The organism is Hominimerdicola alba, from assembly GCF_900112155.1.
Taxonomy (GTDB): domain Bacteria; phylum Bacillota; class Clostridia; order Oscillospirales; family Ruminococcaceae; genus Hominimerdicola; species Hominimerdicola alba_D.
On record NZ_FOKQ01000031.1, the window covers coordinates 1 to 17,267 of the forward strand.

Below are 17,267 nucleotides of genomic sequence, written 5' to 3' on the forward strand. Positions count from 1 at the left end.
AACTTTTCTTAAGCGGTTGTAATACGTGTTAGGCTTGATCCCGTTTTCTTTGCACCATTCCCGGATCGTCAGACCGCTTGCCTGTTGCGCTTCGATCTGTGCAGTCCATTCTTGCAGACGTACTTCCTGCTTTATTGTTGTGATGCTTGTCGTATTTGACTGCATATATTTCACCAACTCCTATCTGTCTAATATACTCCAATTAACTCCATGGACCAATTTGGATTTTCCAATTTACTTCATGGTGTTCCTTGGAGTTTATTATACTTCATTAGACTCCGGTGGGGTAGGTGCGGAGGGTTATACGCTTACGGATAGCCGTATTATAAGTTACGCCTATCCGTTTTGCTTGTATCAAATCAATTTAAGCCTATCACTTTATAGTAACAACACCTGAATGTTTGATAGCATTTGCAGTGTCCCACTTGCCGTTTACTCTTGCTGCGATAGCGACCCTGTATGACCTGCCGGGAGTAAGATTCTTGGGAGAAGTGTATGTAGTACCGGTGATATCCTGTGCCTGTACTCTCCACTTTCCTGCCAGATATACTGCTATGCCATATTTGTCAGCGCCCTCGACTTTATCCCATGTAAATCTAACCTGGTGATATTCTTTGCTGTATTCGACCCTGATGTTTGTGGGGTAAGTGAGCGCATTGGTGGTTAAACGCTTGTAGGTGTTAGTTCCGTTATTGCCGATGACTGCATATTTTCCATTACCGCTTACAACATTTTTTGGAGCATTAGCATTAACCCAGCCACTGCCGTTTGGGAGACTCATTTCCTCTGTTATATTGCTAAACTTCTCACCAATCTTGAGAGTGTTCAGCTTGTTGCAGTCTTTGAATGCATCGGTAAAATCTTTCACTTTGCTTGTATCAAAGCTGCTGAGATCAAGTGTTATAAGGCTGGAACAACCGGAGAACATATCTTTCAAATATGTGATGTTACTAGTATTAAAGCTACTTAAATCAAGTGTAGTCAGTTTGGAACAACCACTGAACATACCCCACATACCCAAATCAGTATAGGTACTGCTTGTGTCAAAATTACTCAGATCGAGAGTAGTCAGGTTGGAACAGCCGGAGAACATATTGTACATAAATTGTACTTTGCTTGTATCAAAATTGCTAAGATCAAGTTCGGTCAAGCCAGAACAGCCCGAGAACATTTCGTACATATATCCAACATTGCTTGTATCAAATTTGCTAAGATCAAGTTTGGTCAGCCCTGAACAATCTTTAAACATACCATACATAAAACTAGTATTGCTTGTTTTAAATTTACTAAGATCAAGAGTGGTCAGCTTGGAACAACCGGAGAACATTTGACCCATTTCTCTTACATAGAGTGTATTGAATGAACTTACATCAAGTGTTGTCAAGCTTGAACAATTCATAAACATAGCATTCATATAAGTAGCATATGATGTTTTAAATTTGCTTACATCAAGTGAAGTCAGACTTGAACAGCCGTTGAACATCGAGGTGAAATACATAACATTGGTTGTATCAAAACCGGTCACATCAATCGAAGTAAGCTTACTGCAGCCCAGGAACATATAGCTCATTTGTGTCGCCTTGCTCGTGTTAAATCCGGTCACATCAAGCGAAGTTAGACCAGAACAGTTTTCAAAAATTCCTGAAAAAGTCGTAACATTTCTTGTATTAAATCCGCTGAGATCAATTGTGGTCAGACCTGTACAACCAGAAAACATAAAAGCCATATTTGTAACATAGCGTGTATTTAATCCGCTGAGATCAAGTTCGGTCAACCCAGTGCACCCGCTAAACATATAAGACATATCCGTGACATTGCGTGTATCAAGAACGCTTACATCAAGTGCAGTCAACCCTGAGCAGCCGCTAAACATTTTAGACATATACGTAACATTACGTGTATCAAAAGCACTTAAATCAAGTGAAGTAAGGCCGGAACATCCCGCGAACATATAACCCGTGGCTTTAGCACTGCTTGTATCAAGTCCGGTTACATCAAGCGATGTCAAACTTGAACAGTTCTGGAACATCATATTCATATTTGTAACATTGCTTGTGTCCAAGCCGCTAACATTGATTGAAGTAAGACCGGAACACATCTCAAACATACAGTACATAGTTGTGACCTTGCTGGTATCCCAATCGCTTACATCAAGTGTTGTCAGACCTGTACATCCATCGAACATATTACTCATAGTTGTTACACTGCTTGTATCCAAGCTGCTCACATCAAGTGAAGTCAGACCTGAACAGTAACGGAACATATAGCTCATATCTGTTACATTACTTGTATTGAATCCGCTAAGATCAAGCGAAGTCAGCCCCCTACAGCCCGCAAACATATTGCTCATATTTATGACACTGCTCGTATCAAATCTGCTTAGGTCAAGTGTTTTAATACCCGAACAACCTGCGAAAGTATTATTAAAAGTTGTAACGTTGCCCGTAGCAAATCCGCTTATATCCAGTTCTGACAGACTTCTGCAGCCATTGAACATACTGCTCATATCTGTAACCTTGCTGGTATCAAAATTGCTTACATCAAGTGCAGTCAGACCCGAACAAGCATAGAACATCTTGTTCATGTTTGTAACTTTGTTTGTATTGAAGCCGCTGACATCAAGTGAGGTAAGCATTCTGCAATCATAGAACATACTGCTCATATCTGTTACGTTGCTTGTATCAAAGCCGCTTACATCAAGAGATGTCAAAGCCGAACAATCAGCAAACATAGCCTGCATATCTGTAACCTTGCTAGTATCAAATCTGCTAAGGTCAATTGAAGTCAGACGCTCACATCCATTGAACATACAATTCATATTTGTAACATTTCTTGTATCTGCCTTTGAAAGGTCGATAGAAGTACAATATAGGTAATAAGTAAACAGACCTCCGCAGTTTTCGGGTAAGATCGTTCCTTTTTCAGCTACGACAGTTTTTACATTATGCTTATATGTGAAAGCTCTTATAACCTCGTCATCTACTGTGCCCCTGAGCGTGAGCAAACCTGTCTCAGCATCGAAAGTATAACAGCTTCCTTCAGCATCAGCCGCCTCAGCGGTTATACTTTGTGTGATGATAGGCGCACCATAGCTGATAACACCTGCTGTCATACAAAGCGACATCAATACTGCTAAAACTTTTTTCATCTGCATTTTAATGACCTCCTGAATTCTCGTGTTAAATATGGCAATATATATCAATATTTCCCAAGATATGATAGCACACATCAATATCATTGTCAATAATTTCGATACATTTTCTTAATCATTCGTTGCATATTCATATTAGAAGATCATATTAATGTATATTTTGGTCAAAGGATTCATTCCGGTAACATCGGTCAGATTTTTCATGCCGGATCCACATCTAAGATGCATACCTATTTTTATTTATTACTGTTCTAATCTACACTATAATTTGTTATCCCTGTGATTTCTTTCATTCCATCAGCCGCCTCAACACCCGTTCCCTGTCATTCACGAACATCTTGGTTATGATATAGCTCTCGGTGTCCTCATATCTGCACGGACGCAGTTCATCGTCAAAATTCAGTATCTCCGCATCGGGAAAACCCAGCAGTATCGGCGAGTGGGTCGCTATGATAAACTGCGAGCCCTCTTTCACACAGCGGGCTATCTCCAGCATAAGCGTCAGCTGTCTCTGAGGAGATAGGGCAGCTTCGGGCTCATCCAGGATGTACAGCCCATTCGGTTTGAAGTTCGTCTGCGCCAACTGCAAAAAACTCTCACCGTGAGAATGTTCGTGGAAATGCTGAGGATATTTGCTCAGCCTGCCATACTCCTCCTCCGCAGTAGCAACATTGTAGAAGCTCTCCGCCCGCAGAAAATATCCCCAGTTCGCTTTCTTATATCCCTTTGACAGCGTCAACGCATCGCAAAGTTCGGAGTGCGAATCAAAAGTCGAAAAGTTGTAATTCTTGGTACCGCCCTCGGGATTGAACCCGTAACCCACAGCGATAGCTTCCAGCAAAGTTGACTTACCGCTGCCGTTTTCACCCACAAAAAATGTCACGGCATTGTGGAATTCGAGTTCGGTAAGCGCAGCGATTGAGGAAATCTTCCGCAGGTAGCTGTTTTCATAGATCGAACCCCAGTCGATGCTGAGAGAGCGTATGTAAATGTCGAAGTTGTCGAGCATGGTATCAGCTCCTTTTATTTTCCTCCTCTGATTTTGCTATTCTATCTCTGATATAGCACGAGATACTATCCAGTTCCTGTCTGCTCAACCATAAGTTGATACTGTCACAGCTTGTATCGTTTATAACGAGATACCCGTGCTGTGAAGACAGAATAAATTCATACTCTTGCTCCATAAAAGATACTCTTTCCTCGCCACTTATAAATTTGCTTTTTTCTATTCGTTCTGCAAGATCAATAAGTTCGCATTGTAGCATTGATTCCATAGCCATATCATATTTTACAATAGACGTGTTTATATAAAGATGAACAAGCCACCAATGGTCGGATTCCTTATTATCCTTTTCATTGTATCTTTCCGGTAAAAACAAACCGAGTTTTATTGTTCTGTTTTTGTCATCATAAACCGTAAGATAGTATAAATCATCATAACGTTCTACAAAATCAATATTAATCGGCTGGATACACTTGATATTTCTTGTCGTAAATAGTATAATATCAGAACTGTTTGCTTTGGGATTATTCAAAATATATTCCCATAGCATGATAAGATTTCTGGGTGCTTTTTTCGCAATGTGAAGTTCGCTCTCAACAAAATCGGGATATGTTCCGGGAACTTTTTCAAGGGCAGATTTTAGCTGAGTCAATGTTATTTCAGACATATCAACATCTCCTTTCACCTCAAATCAAACGCACACTCATCCTCCGTACCCGTAAGTTCAGCCCAGCGGGCGGATAGGAGTTTGGCATAATAGTTCTCCATCAAACCGTAGCTGCCCAGCGAATAGCCGTCATTCACTTCGATGAGAACAGTCTTTCCGTCCGCTGTCACACCGAAGTCGATCGCATATCCCGCAGGGGCATCGGTGAATTCTTTTATGGCATTTTCTATCACCGCGGGGTCGTAATGCAGACGCCAGTCACCCTTGTATTTGCGCACATCCAGGATATTTCCGTACCTGACGAACACGCGCCATTCCGCGCGGATATCAAGTATCTCACTGCAGGTCACTGGGACATCTGTGCCCCATGTGCCGCACCCGATAAGGTCTTTCGGACTTCTGACCACCACTCCCGTGAACTTTTTGTCCTCAACAGGCTTCACGAAAACAGGCCAAAGCTCGGGGTGAGTGTTGATGGTGTTTATCGTCGAAGTCCATATCTTCCGACCAAGATATTTCTTTATAGACTCGGGGTAATCTATCTCGGGGGTTATAATACCGAAATCGTACAGGCGGTCACGGACATTGTTTACATACCCCACGATAATATCTTCTTTATTGCTGTTTTTGATTTCTGACTGTTTTGAAAAAGGCACGACCTCAAAGCCCATCTGAAAAAAGCCTTCGTAGGCACTGTAGAAATTATGGTTGTGAGGGATACCGTTTGGTTTTAATTGAATGTATACTTTCATGGTTTTTACTCCTTTAGCTTTTTCCTGACTATCGTTTTTCCGAAATCATCGCCTGTGCCATACATACCGCTTTCGATCTTTCCGTCCTTGACAACTTCAAGCACTCCCGATGCTATCATGCAGCGTATCCTATACAGAATAAATGTCAGCATAAGCGGCATTTCGTCCCAAAGTTCGGGATAGACCATTATCGTCTTCATTTCTCTTTCCCCGATAACTTCGAGTATCCGTTCATCGTAGCTGTCCTCAGGCAGACTCACGATCCTGCCATTTGAATACATTCTGAGTTTGGTATTCTCCTTTTTCAGACGTTCAAGTTCAGCGAGATATTTGCTTCTTTCTTCATTAGTCAGCAAATGCATTTCGGGACGAAACAGAAATTCACAATCGCAATTTGTATACATATCAGGGCAAGCCTCTGTGTAATCACAAAGGTAGATAACAACCCCTTTATCAGTCAGCCACTCGACAAAAGCCAGCATAGCAAGATACTCCTCTGCTTCCTTTTCGGAATACCAGATACACACGCTGTTGTCTTTTTCAGTCTGCGGATACTTTCCGCCACACTATCAACAAGCTCTTCAAAATACGCACCATATATCTCACGCCTTGAACTGACAGAAAAGGGTGTTCTTATATCACCTGCATAAAGCTGAAGATGTACACTTAATATTGTTCTTCTATCCAAACACAGTTTTCTTTCCTTTGAACATGCTATGCCTGCAATAAACTCATCTGAAAACAGATTTATCATACCGACACCCCTTTTCAAATACGATCTATATTTCCTATCGTATCACATAGCGTCTCATTTGTAGTCCTTTTTGACCCTGAGAAAAGCCCCCGCAAAATTGTTTTCCATTTCCTCAAATGTTCTTCCGTCATCAACAACTTCAAGCTTTCCCAGACTGATAAGCTTACGCAGCCTGTAAAACAGAAATGCGAGCATTCGCGACATCTCATCAAAAAGCTCCTGATATATCTCTTCCGCCGTAATTGTTCTGTCTCCGATAACTTCAAATATCCTGTTGTCAAAATGATCTTCGGGAAGACTGCATATCCGCCCGTTTATCATCATTCGCAGATATGTGTTTTCTTCTTTCAAACGCGTAAATTCCGCAAGATATGCACTGTGTTCATCAGCGGTCATTTTCCGTCTTTCTGGCTTTGTGCTGAATTCATCAGTGCTTTTGCGTATATCCTCACAGCAAACCGAATGATCACAAAGGCTGACAATTACTTCCTTATCCGCAAACCATTCAACAAAAGCCAGCATAGCAAGATACTCGTCCGTATCTTTTGAAGAATACCAAATACACACGTCCTTGTCTATTTTTAATGCAGTCTTGAGTTTACGCATATCATAGGTCACAGAGTTTGCGAGAGAGGAAAATATCGAGCCATTTATATCCTTTCTCGCAGTAGCAGAAAAAGGCTTGCGGATATCTCCACCATGCAGCTTCAGATCAACTGTTATATATTTTTCATCTTCAGATGCGAACAGATCACTATTCAATATTGCTATGCCATGCACATGACCATCGGAAAACAAATTGATCACACGGATCACTCCTTTTTCAACTTCTTATTTACATATTATATCACAAATTTCTCCGTTTGTGGTAACTATTTTCGGACTTTTCCCTTTTTACAAGAAAAAAATCATACAAAAATACCTTCTGACAATTGTGCATTCAGCTACTATCACATCTTGGTGAGAAGTGAAGAAATATAATTTCGTGAATGAACCTATATTGAGGTCAATAACCTTGTATGTGTTCCTGCCATTGTTTTCGATAACTGCAAAATCACCGTTTCCGCTTATAACGGTTGAAGTGTCTTTTACGTTTACCCAGCCTTTGCCGTTAAGAAGCTCTGCAGCTTCTTTTATGATTTTGAAATTCTCACCGATTTTAAGGGTTTTCAGATTATTACAATCCGCCGAACATACAAAAAATCTAACCCATATTATCCAATTAATGCAGTTCACTCTGAAATTTATACCGTTTGCTCCAAAATAATAGTAATTGTACGAATATTGAATTATAATTAGACCATCGAAACAAGAGGTACAAAAAAATCTATGAATAAGAAAAGGAGATTTGAAAAATTGGGCTGGTTTTTAAAAATCTTAAAAAGCCGGAGTAAACTATAAATTTATATCCAATTCATTATATCATAGATCTGTTTTTGTATCATTTATATGGCTGCAACGGAAAAACAAAGAACTTGTGCTTTTTCGTTCATTGCGGCAACAGAATTTTGTTTTGAAATGTTACATGTAAAGTAATTGATCAGTTATTAATAAAAAACATGGCTATCCCTTTAACACACCACCAAAAAGTGCAATATAACAATGGAGCATCATATTGATGTTGCCTTTCTCCCCTGCCGCAGGCGTTGGGAAAGGATAATATCCAAGTATTTCATGTTCCGATATTACACCATTTAATTTGGTGTGTAAACGGGATAACCAGAAATTAAAAATTATAGCTAAGGAGTAAATTTCATTATGAAGAGATTTTCAAAACCATTTATAAGTATCTTTTTGACAATTGTAGTCGTTATTTCGATGCTGCCTATGGCTGCATTTGCAGCATCCTACAACACGGACTATTGGAATCATTCAGAGCCAAGCCGTACTCTCTCAAATGGCAGCAGGGGCGATGATGTAAAGTGGCTTCAGTGTGCAATTAATAACCTTATTGTTAATGGCGATAGAAACGGTTCTCGTCTTTCTACTTCTAAATTAGATGTTGATGGTGCTTTTGGTAATGCAACAAAGACAGCAGTTTTAGCATTCCAGAGAAAGTATGGTTTAGCTGTAGATGGTTATTTTGGTCCTGCTTCTCGTTCAAAGATGAAGTCAGTACTTCGTTCTGCACCAATAATTACACCCACAAAGAGACAGTTCAGCTGGCCGGTTCCCGGTGTTGCAGCAATTTCCTCAGCATTCGTTGACGGCAGAAATCATGGTGCGATAGATATTGCAGCACCTACCGGTACATCTGTTAGAGCAGCAGCTGCAGGAACTGTACAAACCTATCCCGGCGACTGGAACGGCGGTGCAGGTAATTACGTTGTAATCACTCATAAGATCGAAGGTAAAACCTACCTGACTGTTTATATGCACCTGAGCAAGATCACTATTGCAAACGGCGCAACCGTTTCAGCCGGAACAGAGATCGGAAAAGTCGGCAGCACCGGCAATAGCTCAGGTCCTCACCTTGATTTCTCAATCCGTGAAGGCAGTTACTCCGGTACAAGACTTGATCCCGGCTACTACACCACTATTCCTTCAGGTCTGTACAACTGCACAAACTGTGCGAATTACGTAAATGAGATCAACACTTACAAGAATAATGTATATGCTTTATCTGCACACAAACATTCAAATTATTGATCTCAGTTACAAAGCATGATGGCAACCGCCAGATAAGCTGGTCCTGTGCAAGGAATGAGTAATGGTTGACATTTGCTGATATTCAAAAAAACAGCCACAGGATCGGTTTATTCCTGTGGCTGTTCTTGCGTAATGCATAAAGTTATATCATACTTCAAAGCGATGATCACGGGAACTTATCATGGTAAAGAAAAGATACACACAGCGTTTTTCCTGTTCGCAGAACTACATTTTCACTTTCTGCACATTTCCACTCAAGTGAGTTTACTTGCAAGCGCTGCGGTGCGACCTACCTTGATGTTTGCACTACCGGCAACTATTCAAACGGTCACTGGTTCGGTGATGAAAGAACAGGAAACAACTCTATTTTCACATTCAAAAACTATCACAGGTGCGATTTATTGGTGATAACAGCAAGCCAATAAAACCTGTCCCCAAAACAAATACAGATATAGCAATGCCCCGAAGTGTTTTAAAACACTTCGGGGCATTGCTCAATTATCCCTGATTATTCGCTACCCTTTTCCGTACACTTCATCGAGTATCATCTGCAGTTCCTCTGTTTCAAACTTCCTGCGCAGTTACGCCTTGTACTTGTGTAAGTCTTACAGCTTCCTTTAGCAGCAGCCTTCTTGACTTTGAGTGTTGCTCCTTTGCCCTGTACGATCTGTTTGCCGTTCCGTCTGGCGGTCTCAATACCTTCTGCTGTCCTCCGGCGAAGATCGTAAACTTCCTCTTGTGCATGACCGAATGCAAGCTCGATCTGTCTTGTGGCAAGCAGCCTCAGGACTCTGTTAGCCGCTTCTATATAGATGTCAGCGATCTCATTACTACAAGCTCCACGCTTTTGCTCAGAGCTTGCTTGTAGTTCGCTGTGTTGATGTGGGGTTCCTTCAAAAACACAAGCTCAGTGCCCTTGTCATAGAGTGTCATGTATAGCTCTATACCCTCGGCAGCATTACGGTTCATACGGCTCACGCTGTCAAACACGATGATGCCACCGCCATGCACCTGTTTCAGAAGCTTTTTAAGTTCCCTGCGGTCTTAGTTCCGGGTGTAAGCTTCTTTGTATATGCGGGCGGTCGGGTATACCTTGATGATGATGCGCTCCTGCCGCTCGATGTAGATGTTACTGATACTGTACTTATTGCCACACACGTCACGTTAAGGGTATCAAAAACTCTAGCATAAAAAAGAATTAAGACTACAGATCGTGATGTATCTGTAGTCATTATATTTGTGTGGCACAGATGGTTTTCGGGTGAGCGCGGGGAAAGTTCGGATATATGAAAAATACGGGTATTTTCATTTGAGAAAGTACCCGTATTGTTATATCTATAATTATTATACTACGATAGAACCGCTTCCGCCGGGACGTCTGTATGTGCCCCTGTATGTTTTGCTGAAGAAGTTGTAAGAACCGTTTCCACGGAAGTACAGATAACCCTCATTGAAGGTGCTCTTGTGATTGAAATAGTATGTTACTGCTTCTCTAACGCCTGTGGTAACTTCGTTTGAAAACTTTGTCAAACCTGCATAGCTTGATGAACCAGAGAACTGATTAGGCTGTGTGATAACTCCGTATACGGTATTAGGGAAGTTGCCTGAACTCTTGCGGTTCATTATGACCTCAACTACAAGTGCCTTCTCATACATTGAGATGTTGTTGCTTTTTGCCTCATGTGCAACACAGTTGCAGATGCGTATGTAATCGGTCTTACTTATGCCGGAAGGATAAGCAGTCGATATACCCAGCGCTTTCTTCATTGCAGTGAGTGACTTTGTTCCGAATATGCCGTCAACTTCGCTTGCACCCATATACTTATTCTGGAATTTTTTAACAGCTGCTGTTGTTTTAGCACCGAAAGCACCATCAACAGTCAAAGCAGGAGATGCCATACCCAGCTTGTTCAGAGCACACTGGAGCCACTTTACTGAATCACCATTGCTTCCATTCTTCAGTGTAGTTGAAGGTGTTGCGTGAAGCTGATATGATGTACTGGACAGTGAAATTGCAGCTGATGCGGTTATTGCTGTTGAATTGAAAATATTAGGTACTGTTGTACCTGTGAGGGCAGAACCTCCTGTGAGAAGAGTGAATGCCAGTATAACTGACGCGGTTTTCTTGAATGTAGTATTCATCGTATTTCTTCCTTTCAAATTTAAAATACTTTAGTTTTTTCCGAAATGCCGTTGACAAAATCCTTTATTTTGTTTTTTTCATTTCGTTGTTTGACTGTACTTGAAGTATAGCACATACAGTCAAGAAAGTCAGTTTTTTGAGAGTCAGCAGTTGAAAAATCGGAGTGAATGGTATATAAGTATCTTGATGGATATGGTTTATGCTTCATTGCCCGCGAGATGAACCGACGTTGGATAAAGTCGCCCGAATATTTCTCCCACAGAAACGCCAGCCCAAAAATCTGGCAGGCAGGAACTTTATCAGAAGCAGAATACGACAGAGCTTGATCGCCTTATTGAAAATGCAAAAATGCATCGTAAGCATAAACACCCAACATATAATATAAAAAACGGATAGCCGTCCAATAATTAGACTACTATCCGTTTTGCATTTATCATATCAATATCATCCCGTCACTTTATTGTAACAGTCACAGCATTTTTTATTGCGTTTGATGTATACCAAGTGTCGTTCACTCTTGCGGCGATGGCAACTTTATAAGTCTTGCCGGGTGTGAGATTTTTGGGAGAAGTGTAGACTGTATCGGTTATATCCTGTGTTTGTATTCTCCACTTGCCTGCAAGGTATACAGCTATTCCGTACCTGTCCGCGTTTTCAACCTTATCCCATGTGAATCTCACCTGATGATATTTCTCGCTGTATGTTACCTTAATGTTGGTGGGATAGGCGGGCTTTGTTTCTTCTTCGATAGGTAAGCGCTTGTATGTGTTCTTGCCATTGTTTTCGATAACTGCAAAATCACCGTTGCCGCTTACAATGGTCGAAGGCGCATTTTCATTCACCCAGCCTTTGCCGTTAAGAAGCTCTGCATCTTTGGCAATATTTTTGAAATTCTCGCCAAGGGTAAGGGAACTAAGTTCACCAGAAGACCAGAACATACATCTCATATATGTAACACTGCTCGTTTCAAAACCGCTCAGATCCAGAGCAGTCAGGTTTGAACAACCACCGAACATCCAACTCATATCTGTAACTTTGCTCGTATCAAATCCACTTACATCCAGTGAAGTCAGGCTGGAACAACCGCCGAACATCCAACTCATATTTATAGCTTCGCTCGTATCAAATCCGCTTACATCCAGTGAAGTCAGATCGGTACATTTAATGAACATACAACTCATATCCATAACATTGCTTGTGTCAAATCCACTTACATCGAGTGAATTCAATTTAGAACAACCATCGAACATACCGCTCATATCTGTTACTTTGCTTGTATCAAATCCGCTCAGATCCAGAGTGGTCAGTTTGGAACAATCTTTGAACATATCACCCACATCCGTAACTTTGCTTGTGTCAAATCCGCTCAGATCCAGAGTGGTCAGTTTGGAACAACCTTTGAACATACCCCACATATCTGTAACTCTGCTTGTATCAAATCCGCTTACATCCAGCGCAGTCAGGTTAGAACATTTATAGAACATACCTTCCATATATGTCACATTGCTTGTGTCAAATCCACTTACATCCAGTGAAGTCAATTCAGAACAGCCATAGAACATCATGCCTATCACTGATACCTTGCACGTGTCAAAATTACTCAGATCCAGATCAGTCAGGTTAGAACACTCGAAGAACATACCGCTCATATCTGTAACTTTGCTTGTATCAAAGCTGCTAAGATCAAGTGTAGTCAATCTGTAGCATCGATCGAACATACAACCCATTCGGGTAACATTGCTTGTATCTGCATTTAAAAGGTCTATAGTAGTACAATTTGAATAACCGCTAAAAAGCCCGGTGCAGTCTTCAGGAAGAACTGTTCCTTCTTCGGCTATGATCGACTTAACATTTTCTTTCCCATTCATGTTTCTGACAGTATGAATGTTAACATTTCCCCTGAGGGTAAGCGCACCTGTCGCCTTATCAAAAGAAAAGCAATCAGAATCAAAAGTTGTAGCCTGTGCGGTGATAGTCTGTGTGATAACAGGCGCACCATAGCTGACAACACCTGCTGTCATGCAAAGTGACATCACTACTGCTATAATTTTTTTCATCTTCATAAATTCGACCTCCTGAATCATCATGTTGAAAATTGCAATATATATCAATATTTTCCAAAATATGATAGCACATATAATTATCGATGTCAATAATTTTGATACATTTTCTTAATCACTTGTTGCTTATCTACAATAGAAAAACATATTATTTTATATTTTCGACAAACTTTGAAGAACCATGAAAAAATATGCCGAGTTAAACATGATATAAAAGCAATGCCCCGAAGTGTTCTGAACGCTTCGAGGCATCATTTTAACGGGTATTTGTTTTAAGGGTAGGTTTTTTCAACTGACTGAAACACTTCTACGGAGTGTTTACCATCTGGGTTTATAATTTTTGAAAGTAGGAATATTGTTATCTCCGTTTCTTTCATCACCGAACCAGTGACCGTTTGAATAGTTGCTGGTAGTGCGTACATCAAGGTGAATTGCAGTGCTATCGATTATACCGATGCCTGAGAAGCCGATCTGCTCTGCTTCCCATGCAACCCTTGCAGAAGAGATCTGATAACCGTTCTTGTCGTAGCAAATAACATCTGCTGCAATACCGAGAGTATGTGCATCATTTCTGTAGCCGCCTACTGCAACGGAACAATCAGGATCACGATAACCGGAGGTTACGATAATCTTTGAGCAGTTCAGTCTGGAATAGAGGGATTCCAGCTTGTTAATGAGATCCTGGCTGATAGTGTGGGTCGCACCGCAGCGCTTGCAGGCAAACTCACTTGAGTGGAAATGTGCAGAAAGCTGTCCGTTTACAGGCTTTACTGTTGCAGAACGAAGTACTGACTTCATCTTTGAACGAGAAGCAGGACCAAAATAACCATCTACTGTTAAACCATACTTTCTCTGGAATGCTAAAACTGCTGTCTTTGTTGCATTACCAAAAGCACCATCAACGTCTAATTTAGAAGTAGAAAGACGAGAACCGTTTTTATCGCCATTAACAATAAGGTCATTGATCGCACACTGAAGCCACTTCACATCATCGCCCCTGCTGCCATTTGAGAGAGTACGGCTTGGCTCTGAATGACTCTGATAGTTTGTGCTGTATGTTGCTGCACTTGCAACGATCGAATTACCGAATATAGCATTTCCTATCGTGGTGCTGCCCATTGCAGGGGCGGATACCGAGAGAATGCAGCTTACTGCTGTCAGGGTGGTGATTACCTTCTTCTTTGCGCTTGTGATTGTTGTGTTTTTCATTTTTTTCTTCCTTTCAATTTTTGATTTACCTTAATTTATTCCGAAATGCCGTTGTCAAAATTCTTTATTTTGTTTATCGCATCTCGTTGTTTGACTGTACTTGAAGTATAGCACTTATGGTCAGGAAAGTCTGCTTTTTGAGAGTCAGCAGTTGAAAAATCGGAGTGAATGGGATAGCAAATAATAAAAAAACGGATAGACGTGTTATATGTTACGCCTATCCGTTTTATTATTTATGCTTAGGTATAGCGCTTTGTGTCAGTCCATAAAAGTACAATGAATTTTCAGCGATGCAGATATAGCAAATAATCACCAAGTACGCATTGATTTCGCACCTTTGATTTGTGTAACCATACAAAGTGGAAAACTTCTTATTCAAAAAGCGTTACTTTTTTGCTGAAATCAGCATTAGTATATGGATGCATTAAATGAATTCGATTATGCAGCAGAAAATTGGATCTGATCGGAACTATGATCTGACCCGAAATCCTGAATACACATTAGGCTCAAATATCCAAGGAGGTTTTAAAAATGTACAAAAATAAAAGAAGTATCATCAGCAGATTATCCGCGATGACAACAGGTATCCTGCTGGCGGCACAGTGCTTTACCGCATTTGCCGAAACACCGTCAGTATGCGGTGATGTGAACAGTGACGGAAAGATCAATGTAACGGACATTGTTGCCACAGCGGCTCATGTTAAGGGCAAAAAGTTACTTAGCGACAGAGAAGCTTTCATTGCTGATGTAAACTGCGACGGTAAGGTAAATGTGACGGATATCACACTGATCGCCGCACAATGCAAGGGCAAAAAAATGCTGCCAAGGGTGAACAAACCCGAATTTCAAAAGCTGGATCATCTAACGGGTGAATCGATATATATGGTAGTCAATGGCAAGATCATCACAGGTTTCACAACGACAGATGAGTCCGACCCGTCAAAGACTATTTATAATGCAAAGGTAGTGGATATTGAAACTATGAAAACCGAACGCGTTTTCAGCAGTGAAAAATATTTCAGAGTAGCAGGCATAAAGAAAGACGGCACGGTTATAATTATTAAATTCAGATCCGGCGGCGAAACTAATGTATGTTTCTATGCCCCCGATAAGGACGAACCCGAGGTAGTTGAGACAGATCTGTTTTATCCCGGTGAGTATTATGATGAGGAGACTGACACGTTATATCTGAATGATGACACCTTATACAAGCTGACAGCGGATGGAAAACTGGTGGATATCACACCCTTTGAAAATGATGATAAATATTTCAGAGATGTTGACTTCAGTAATAAGATGATCGGGCTGAGCGTTGCGAAAAAGGATAATCCGTTCCTTTATGACCTCAGTGTGATCTCACTGTCGACAGGTGAGACACTCTGGAATACCGTACAGCACAGCGGAAACACTTACTTCTCAAACGGATATACGCTGGTCGCCGATAATATAAACGGCTGTGAGGCTTCTCTTCGCTGTTTTGACACACTGACAGGAGAGATGCTGGGCATATACAAATTGGATTCCTATATGCCCATAGTGTATTCATCAAATAAAAGCGATAAGTTCATTTTTGATGACCATTCAAATAAGTTTATGGTATTCGATCCCAAGGACGGCGGGATAGCATATGCTGATCTGGGTTTGAAAAACATGAACATATTCAACGTCGTCTTTCTGGATGAGGACAAAGTGATAGTTACTGCCGAATATATGGATGGAAAGGAAACAAAGTGTGATAGCTTTATCCTTGATACTTCCAAGCTGGAGTACAATAAGCTTCCCGAGGGCATAGATGTTGCAACTTCCGATGATTTTAAGCCGAAGACATTGGGCGATGAACTGAAAGAACAACGTAAAACTGCTGACAGGCTGGAGGACGAGTACGGTATCACCATACTAATCGGTAATGAGGTGCTTAATGTTCTGAATTATGGTTATTCGTGGAGCTCCACAGAGGAAAATATGGATCCTGATTATCCCGAGACTCTTGATAGTACCCTGTACGAGTTGGAGGAATGGCTGAAGGTATATCCCGAGGGATTCTTTGAGAAGTTCAAAACGGAAGACAATCCTGAGGGATACAGGCTTCTTCTGATAGATGATTTTAATGAAAATGATGGATTAGTAAATCAGGTAGCAGGTCTGACATTCAGGGCTTCTGACGATTATATTGATATTGCAGTGAGCCAATACTGTGGTAATTTAGATGGAGTAATGGATCATGAAACATGGCACGCTGTTGAAGATCTGGTAGGGCTGGAAGATCCTTTTGACGAGGACGAATGGGAAAAGCTCAACCCCGAAGGTTTTGAATACTTCACAGGAGATTACTTCGCCGGTGATATGCCCTGGGACGAAGAATTTGAACAGTATCTGACCCATTGGGCAAGCAGAAATCATAACTATGAGAACGGTTATTTTGTAAGAGAATACAGTGTGACAAATCAGTATGAGGACAGGGCGACTATTATGGAATTTGTTTATCCGTCTTCTACAAAGTTAGGAGTTTACGATATGGAAGAGGAACTCCCGAAGTATGCTCATCTCAATGCCAAGCTGGAATATATGGCTGAGTGGATCAGACCGTACTTTGGATATGTATACTGGGAAGAAATGATAAAGAACAAATATATTCCCGCGCCCGGGGAAGCATTGGGCTAAGAAAAACAAATGTTATACAAACAAGTTCAGCCCCGGGGTGTTGTGACCCGCTTCACTTTGCGCGTACAGCACCCCCTATGGATAATTTAATCAACGAACCGGCTCCGCAATTCAAGCGGAGTCAGTTTTGTTTTGAGTTTGATATATCAGACATGGGTAAATATATGCAGTAAAAAAACAACGGCAGAACGCTTTTACACGCTCTGCCGTATTTTTTA

The 17,267-nt window shown here is 41.1% G+C and carries 14 protein-coding genes; 3 read left to right on the forward strand and 11 right to left on the reverse strand.

Annotation, left to right across the window (positions count from 1 at the left end):
* From tnpA to BM265_RS14765, 7 genes are all read right to left on the reverse strand, one after another.
* On the reverse strand, positions 1-165 hold a 165-nt coding region (gene tnpA, locus BM265_RS21110; RefSeq protein WP_431767994.1), incomplete at its 3' end, for an IS66 family insertion sequence element accessory protein TnpA.
* Between the two features lie 208 nt (positions 166-373).
* Positions 374-3,154, reverse strand: a complete 2,781-nt coding sequence (locus tag BM265_RS14735) for a BspA family leucine-rich repeat surface protein (protein WP_074962727.1) — start codon at positions 3,152-3,154, stop codon at positions 374-376.
* A gap of 286 nt (positions 3,155-3,440) precedes the next feature.
* Positions 3,441-4,160 carry an AAA family ATPase gene (locus tag BM265_RS14740; protein WP_074962729.1) on the reverse strand — a complete coding sequence of 240 codons (720 nt, stop codon included), beginning with the start codon at positions 4,158-4,160 and terminating at the stop codon, positions 3,441-3,443.
* A gap of 4 nt (positions 4,161-4,164) precedes the next feature.
* Positions 4,165-4,821, reverse strand: a complete 657-nt coding sequence (locus BM265_RS14745; RefSeq protein WP_074962732.1) for a PDDEXK family nuclease — start codon at positions 4,819-4,821, stop codon at positions 4,165-4,167.
* Between the two features lie 14 nt (positions 4,822-4,835).
* Positions 4,836-5,573: an ATP-grasp domain-containing protein gene (locus tag BM265_RS14750; RefSeq protein ID WP_074962734.1), complete on the reverse strand. Its 738-nt coding sequence runs from the start codon at positions 5,571-5,573 to the stop codon at positions 4,836-4,838.
* Between the two features lie 5 nt (positions 5,574-5,578).
* Positions 5,579-6,100: a DUF3658 domain-containing protein gene (locus BM265_RS14755; protein ID WP_207646990.1), complete on the reverse strand. Its 522-nt coding sequence runs from the start codon at positions 6,098-6,100 to the stop codon at positions 5,579-5,581.
* 281 nt (positions 6,101-6,381) lie between these two features.
* Entirely contained in the window at positions 6,382-7,134 is a 753-nt protein-coding gene (locus BM265_RS14765) for a DUF3658 domain-containing protein (RefSeq protein ID WP_074962739.1), read from the reverse strand.
* Positions 7,135-8,085: 951 nt separating this feature from the next.
* Between BM265_RS14765 and BM265_RS14775 the strand changes: the two genes are divergently transcribed.
* Positions 8,086-8,976, forward strand: coding sequence for a M23 family metallopeptidase (locus BM265_RS14775; protein WP_074962742.1), 891 nt, complete (start codon positions 8,086-8,088; stop codon positions 8,974-8,976).
* 804 nt (positions 8,977-9,780) lie between these two features.
* Here BM265_RS14775 and BM265_RS14780 read toward each other — a convergent pair.
* On the reverse strand, positions 9,781-9,966 hold the full coding sequence (locus BM265_RS14780; protein ID WP_242940864.1) for a hypothetical protein: 186 nt from the start codon (positions 9,964-9,966) through the stop codon (positions 9,781-9,783).
* A 354-nt stretch (positions 9,967-10,320) separates the two neighbouring features.
* Positions 10,321-11,118 carry a peptidoglycan-binding protein gene (locus tag BM265_RS14790; RefSeq protein ID WP_074962748.1) on the reverse strand — a complete coding sequence of 266 codons (798 nt, stop codon included), beginning with the start codon at positions 11,116-11,118 and terminating at the stop codon, positions 10,321-10,323.
* Between the two features lie 168 nt (positions 11,119-11,286).
* On the opposite strand from BM265_RS14790, the gene BM265_RS20405 reads away from it, so the two are divergent.
* Positions 11,287-11,445 carry a hypothetical protein gene (locus tag BM265_RS20405; RefSeq protein ID WP_207646991.1) on the forward strand — a complete coding sequence of 53 codons (159 nt, stop codon included), beginning with the start codon at positions 11,287-11,289 and terminating at the stop codon, positions 11,443-11,445.
* A gap of 126 nt (positions 11,446-11,571) precedes the next feature.
* Here BM265_RS20405 and BM265_RS14795 read toward each other — a convergent pair whose 3' ends face one another.
* Both BM265_RS14795 and BM265_RS20165 read right to left on the reverse strand, forming a co-directional pair.
* Entirely contained in the window at positions 11,572-13,182 is a 1,611-nt protein-coding gene (locus BM265_RS14795; RefSeq protein ID WP_074962749.1) for a BspA family leucine-rich repeat surface protein, read from the reverse strand.
* 315 nt (positions 13,183-13,497) lie between these two features.
* Complete coding sequence (locus BM265_RS20165; protein WP_081358482.1) at positions 13,498-14,388, reverse strand: peptidoglycan-binding protein; 891 nt, start codon at positions 14,386-14,388, stop codon at positions 13,498-13,500.
* Positions 14,389-14,919: 531 nt separating this feature from the next.
* Here BM265_RS20165 and BM265_RS14805 point away from each other — a divergent pair.
* Positions 14,920-17,049 carry a dockerin type I repeat-containing protein gene (locus tag BM265_RS14805; RefSeq protein WP_074962751.1) on the forward strand — a complete coding sequence of 710 codons (2,130 nt, stop codon included), beginning with the start codon at positions 14,920-14,922 and terminating at the stop codon, positions 17,047-17,049.
* The last annotated feature ends 218 nt before the right edge of the window (positions 17,050-17,267 follow it).

Excerpts from the sequence above, each read along its gene's own strand:
- BM265_RS14805 (WP_074962751.1), top strand. The coding sequence starts at position 14,920 with ATGTACAAAAATAAAAGAAGTATCATCAGCAGATTATCCGCGATGACA.
- BM265_RS14740 (WP_074962729.1), bottom strand. The coding sequence starts at position 4,160 with ATGCTCGACAACTTCGACATTTACATACGCTCTCTCAGCATCGACTGG.
- BM265_RS14775 (WP_074962742.1), top strand. The coding sequence starts at position 8,086 with ATGAAGAGATTTTCAAAACCATTTATAAGTATCTTTTTGACAATTGTA.
- BM265_RS14745 (WP_074962732.1), bottom strand. The coding sequence starts at position 4,821 with ATGTCTGAAATAACATTGACTCAGCTAAAATCTGCCCTTGAAAAAGTT.
- BM265_RS20165 (WP_081358482.1), bottom strand. The coding sequence starts at position 14,388 with ATGAAAAACACAACAATCACAAGCGCAAAGAAGAAGGTAATCACCACC.
- BM265_RS14790 (WP_074962748.1), bottom strand. The coding sequence starts at position 11,118 with ATGAATACTACATTCAAGAAAACCGCGTCAGTTATACTGGCATTCACT.
- BM265_RS14795 (WP_074962749.1), bottom strand. The coding sequence starts at position 13,182 with ATGAAGATGAAAAAAATTATAGCAGTAGTGATGTCACTTTGCATGACA.
- BM265_RS20405 (WP_207646991.1), top strand. The coding sequence starts at position 11,287 with ATGGTATATAAGTATCTTGATGGATATGGTTTATGCTTCATTGCCCGC.
- BM265_RS14735 (WP_074962727.1), bottom strand. The coding sequence starts at position 3,154 with ATGCAGATGAAAAAAGTTTTAGCAGTATTGATGTCGCTTTGTATGACA.
- BM265_RS14750 (WP_074962734.1), bottom strand. The coding sequence starts at position 5,573 with ATGAAAGTATACATTCAATTAAAACCAAACGGTATCCCTCACAACCAT.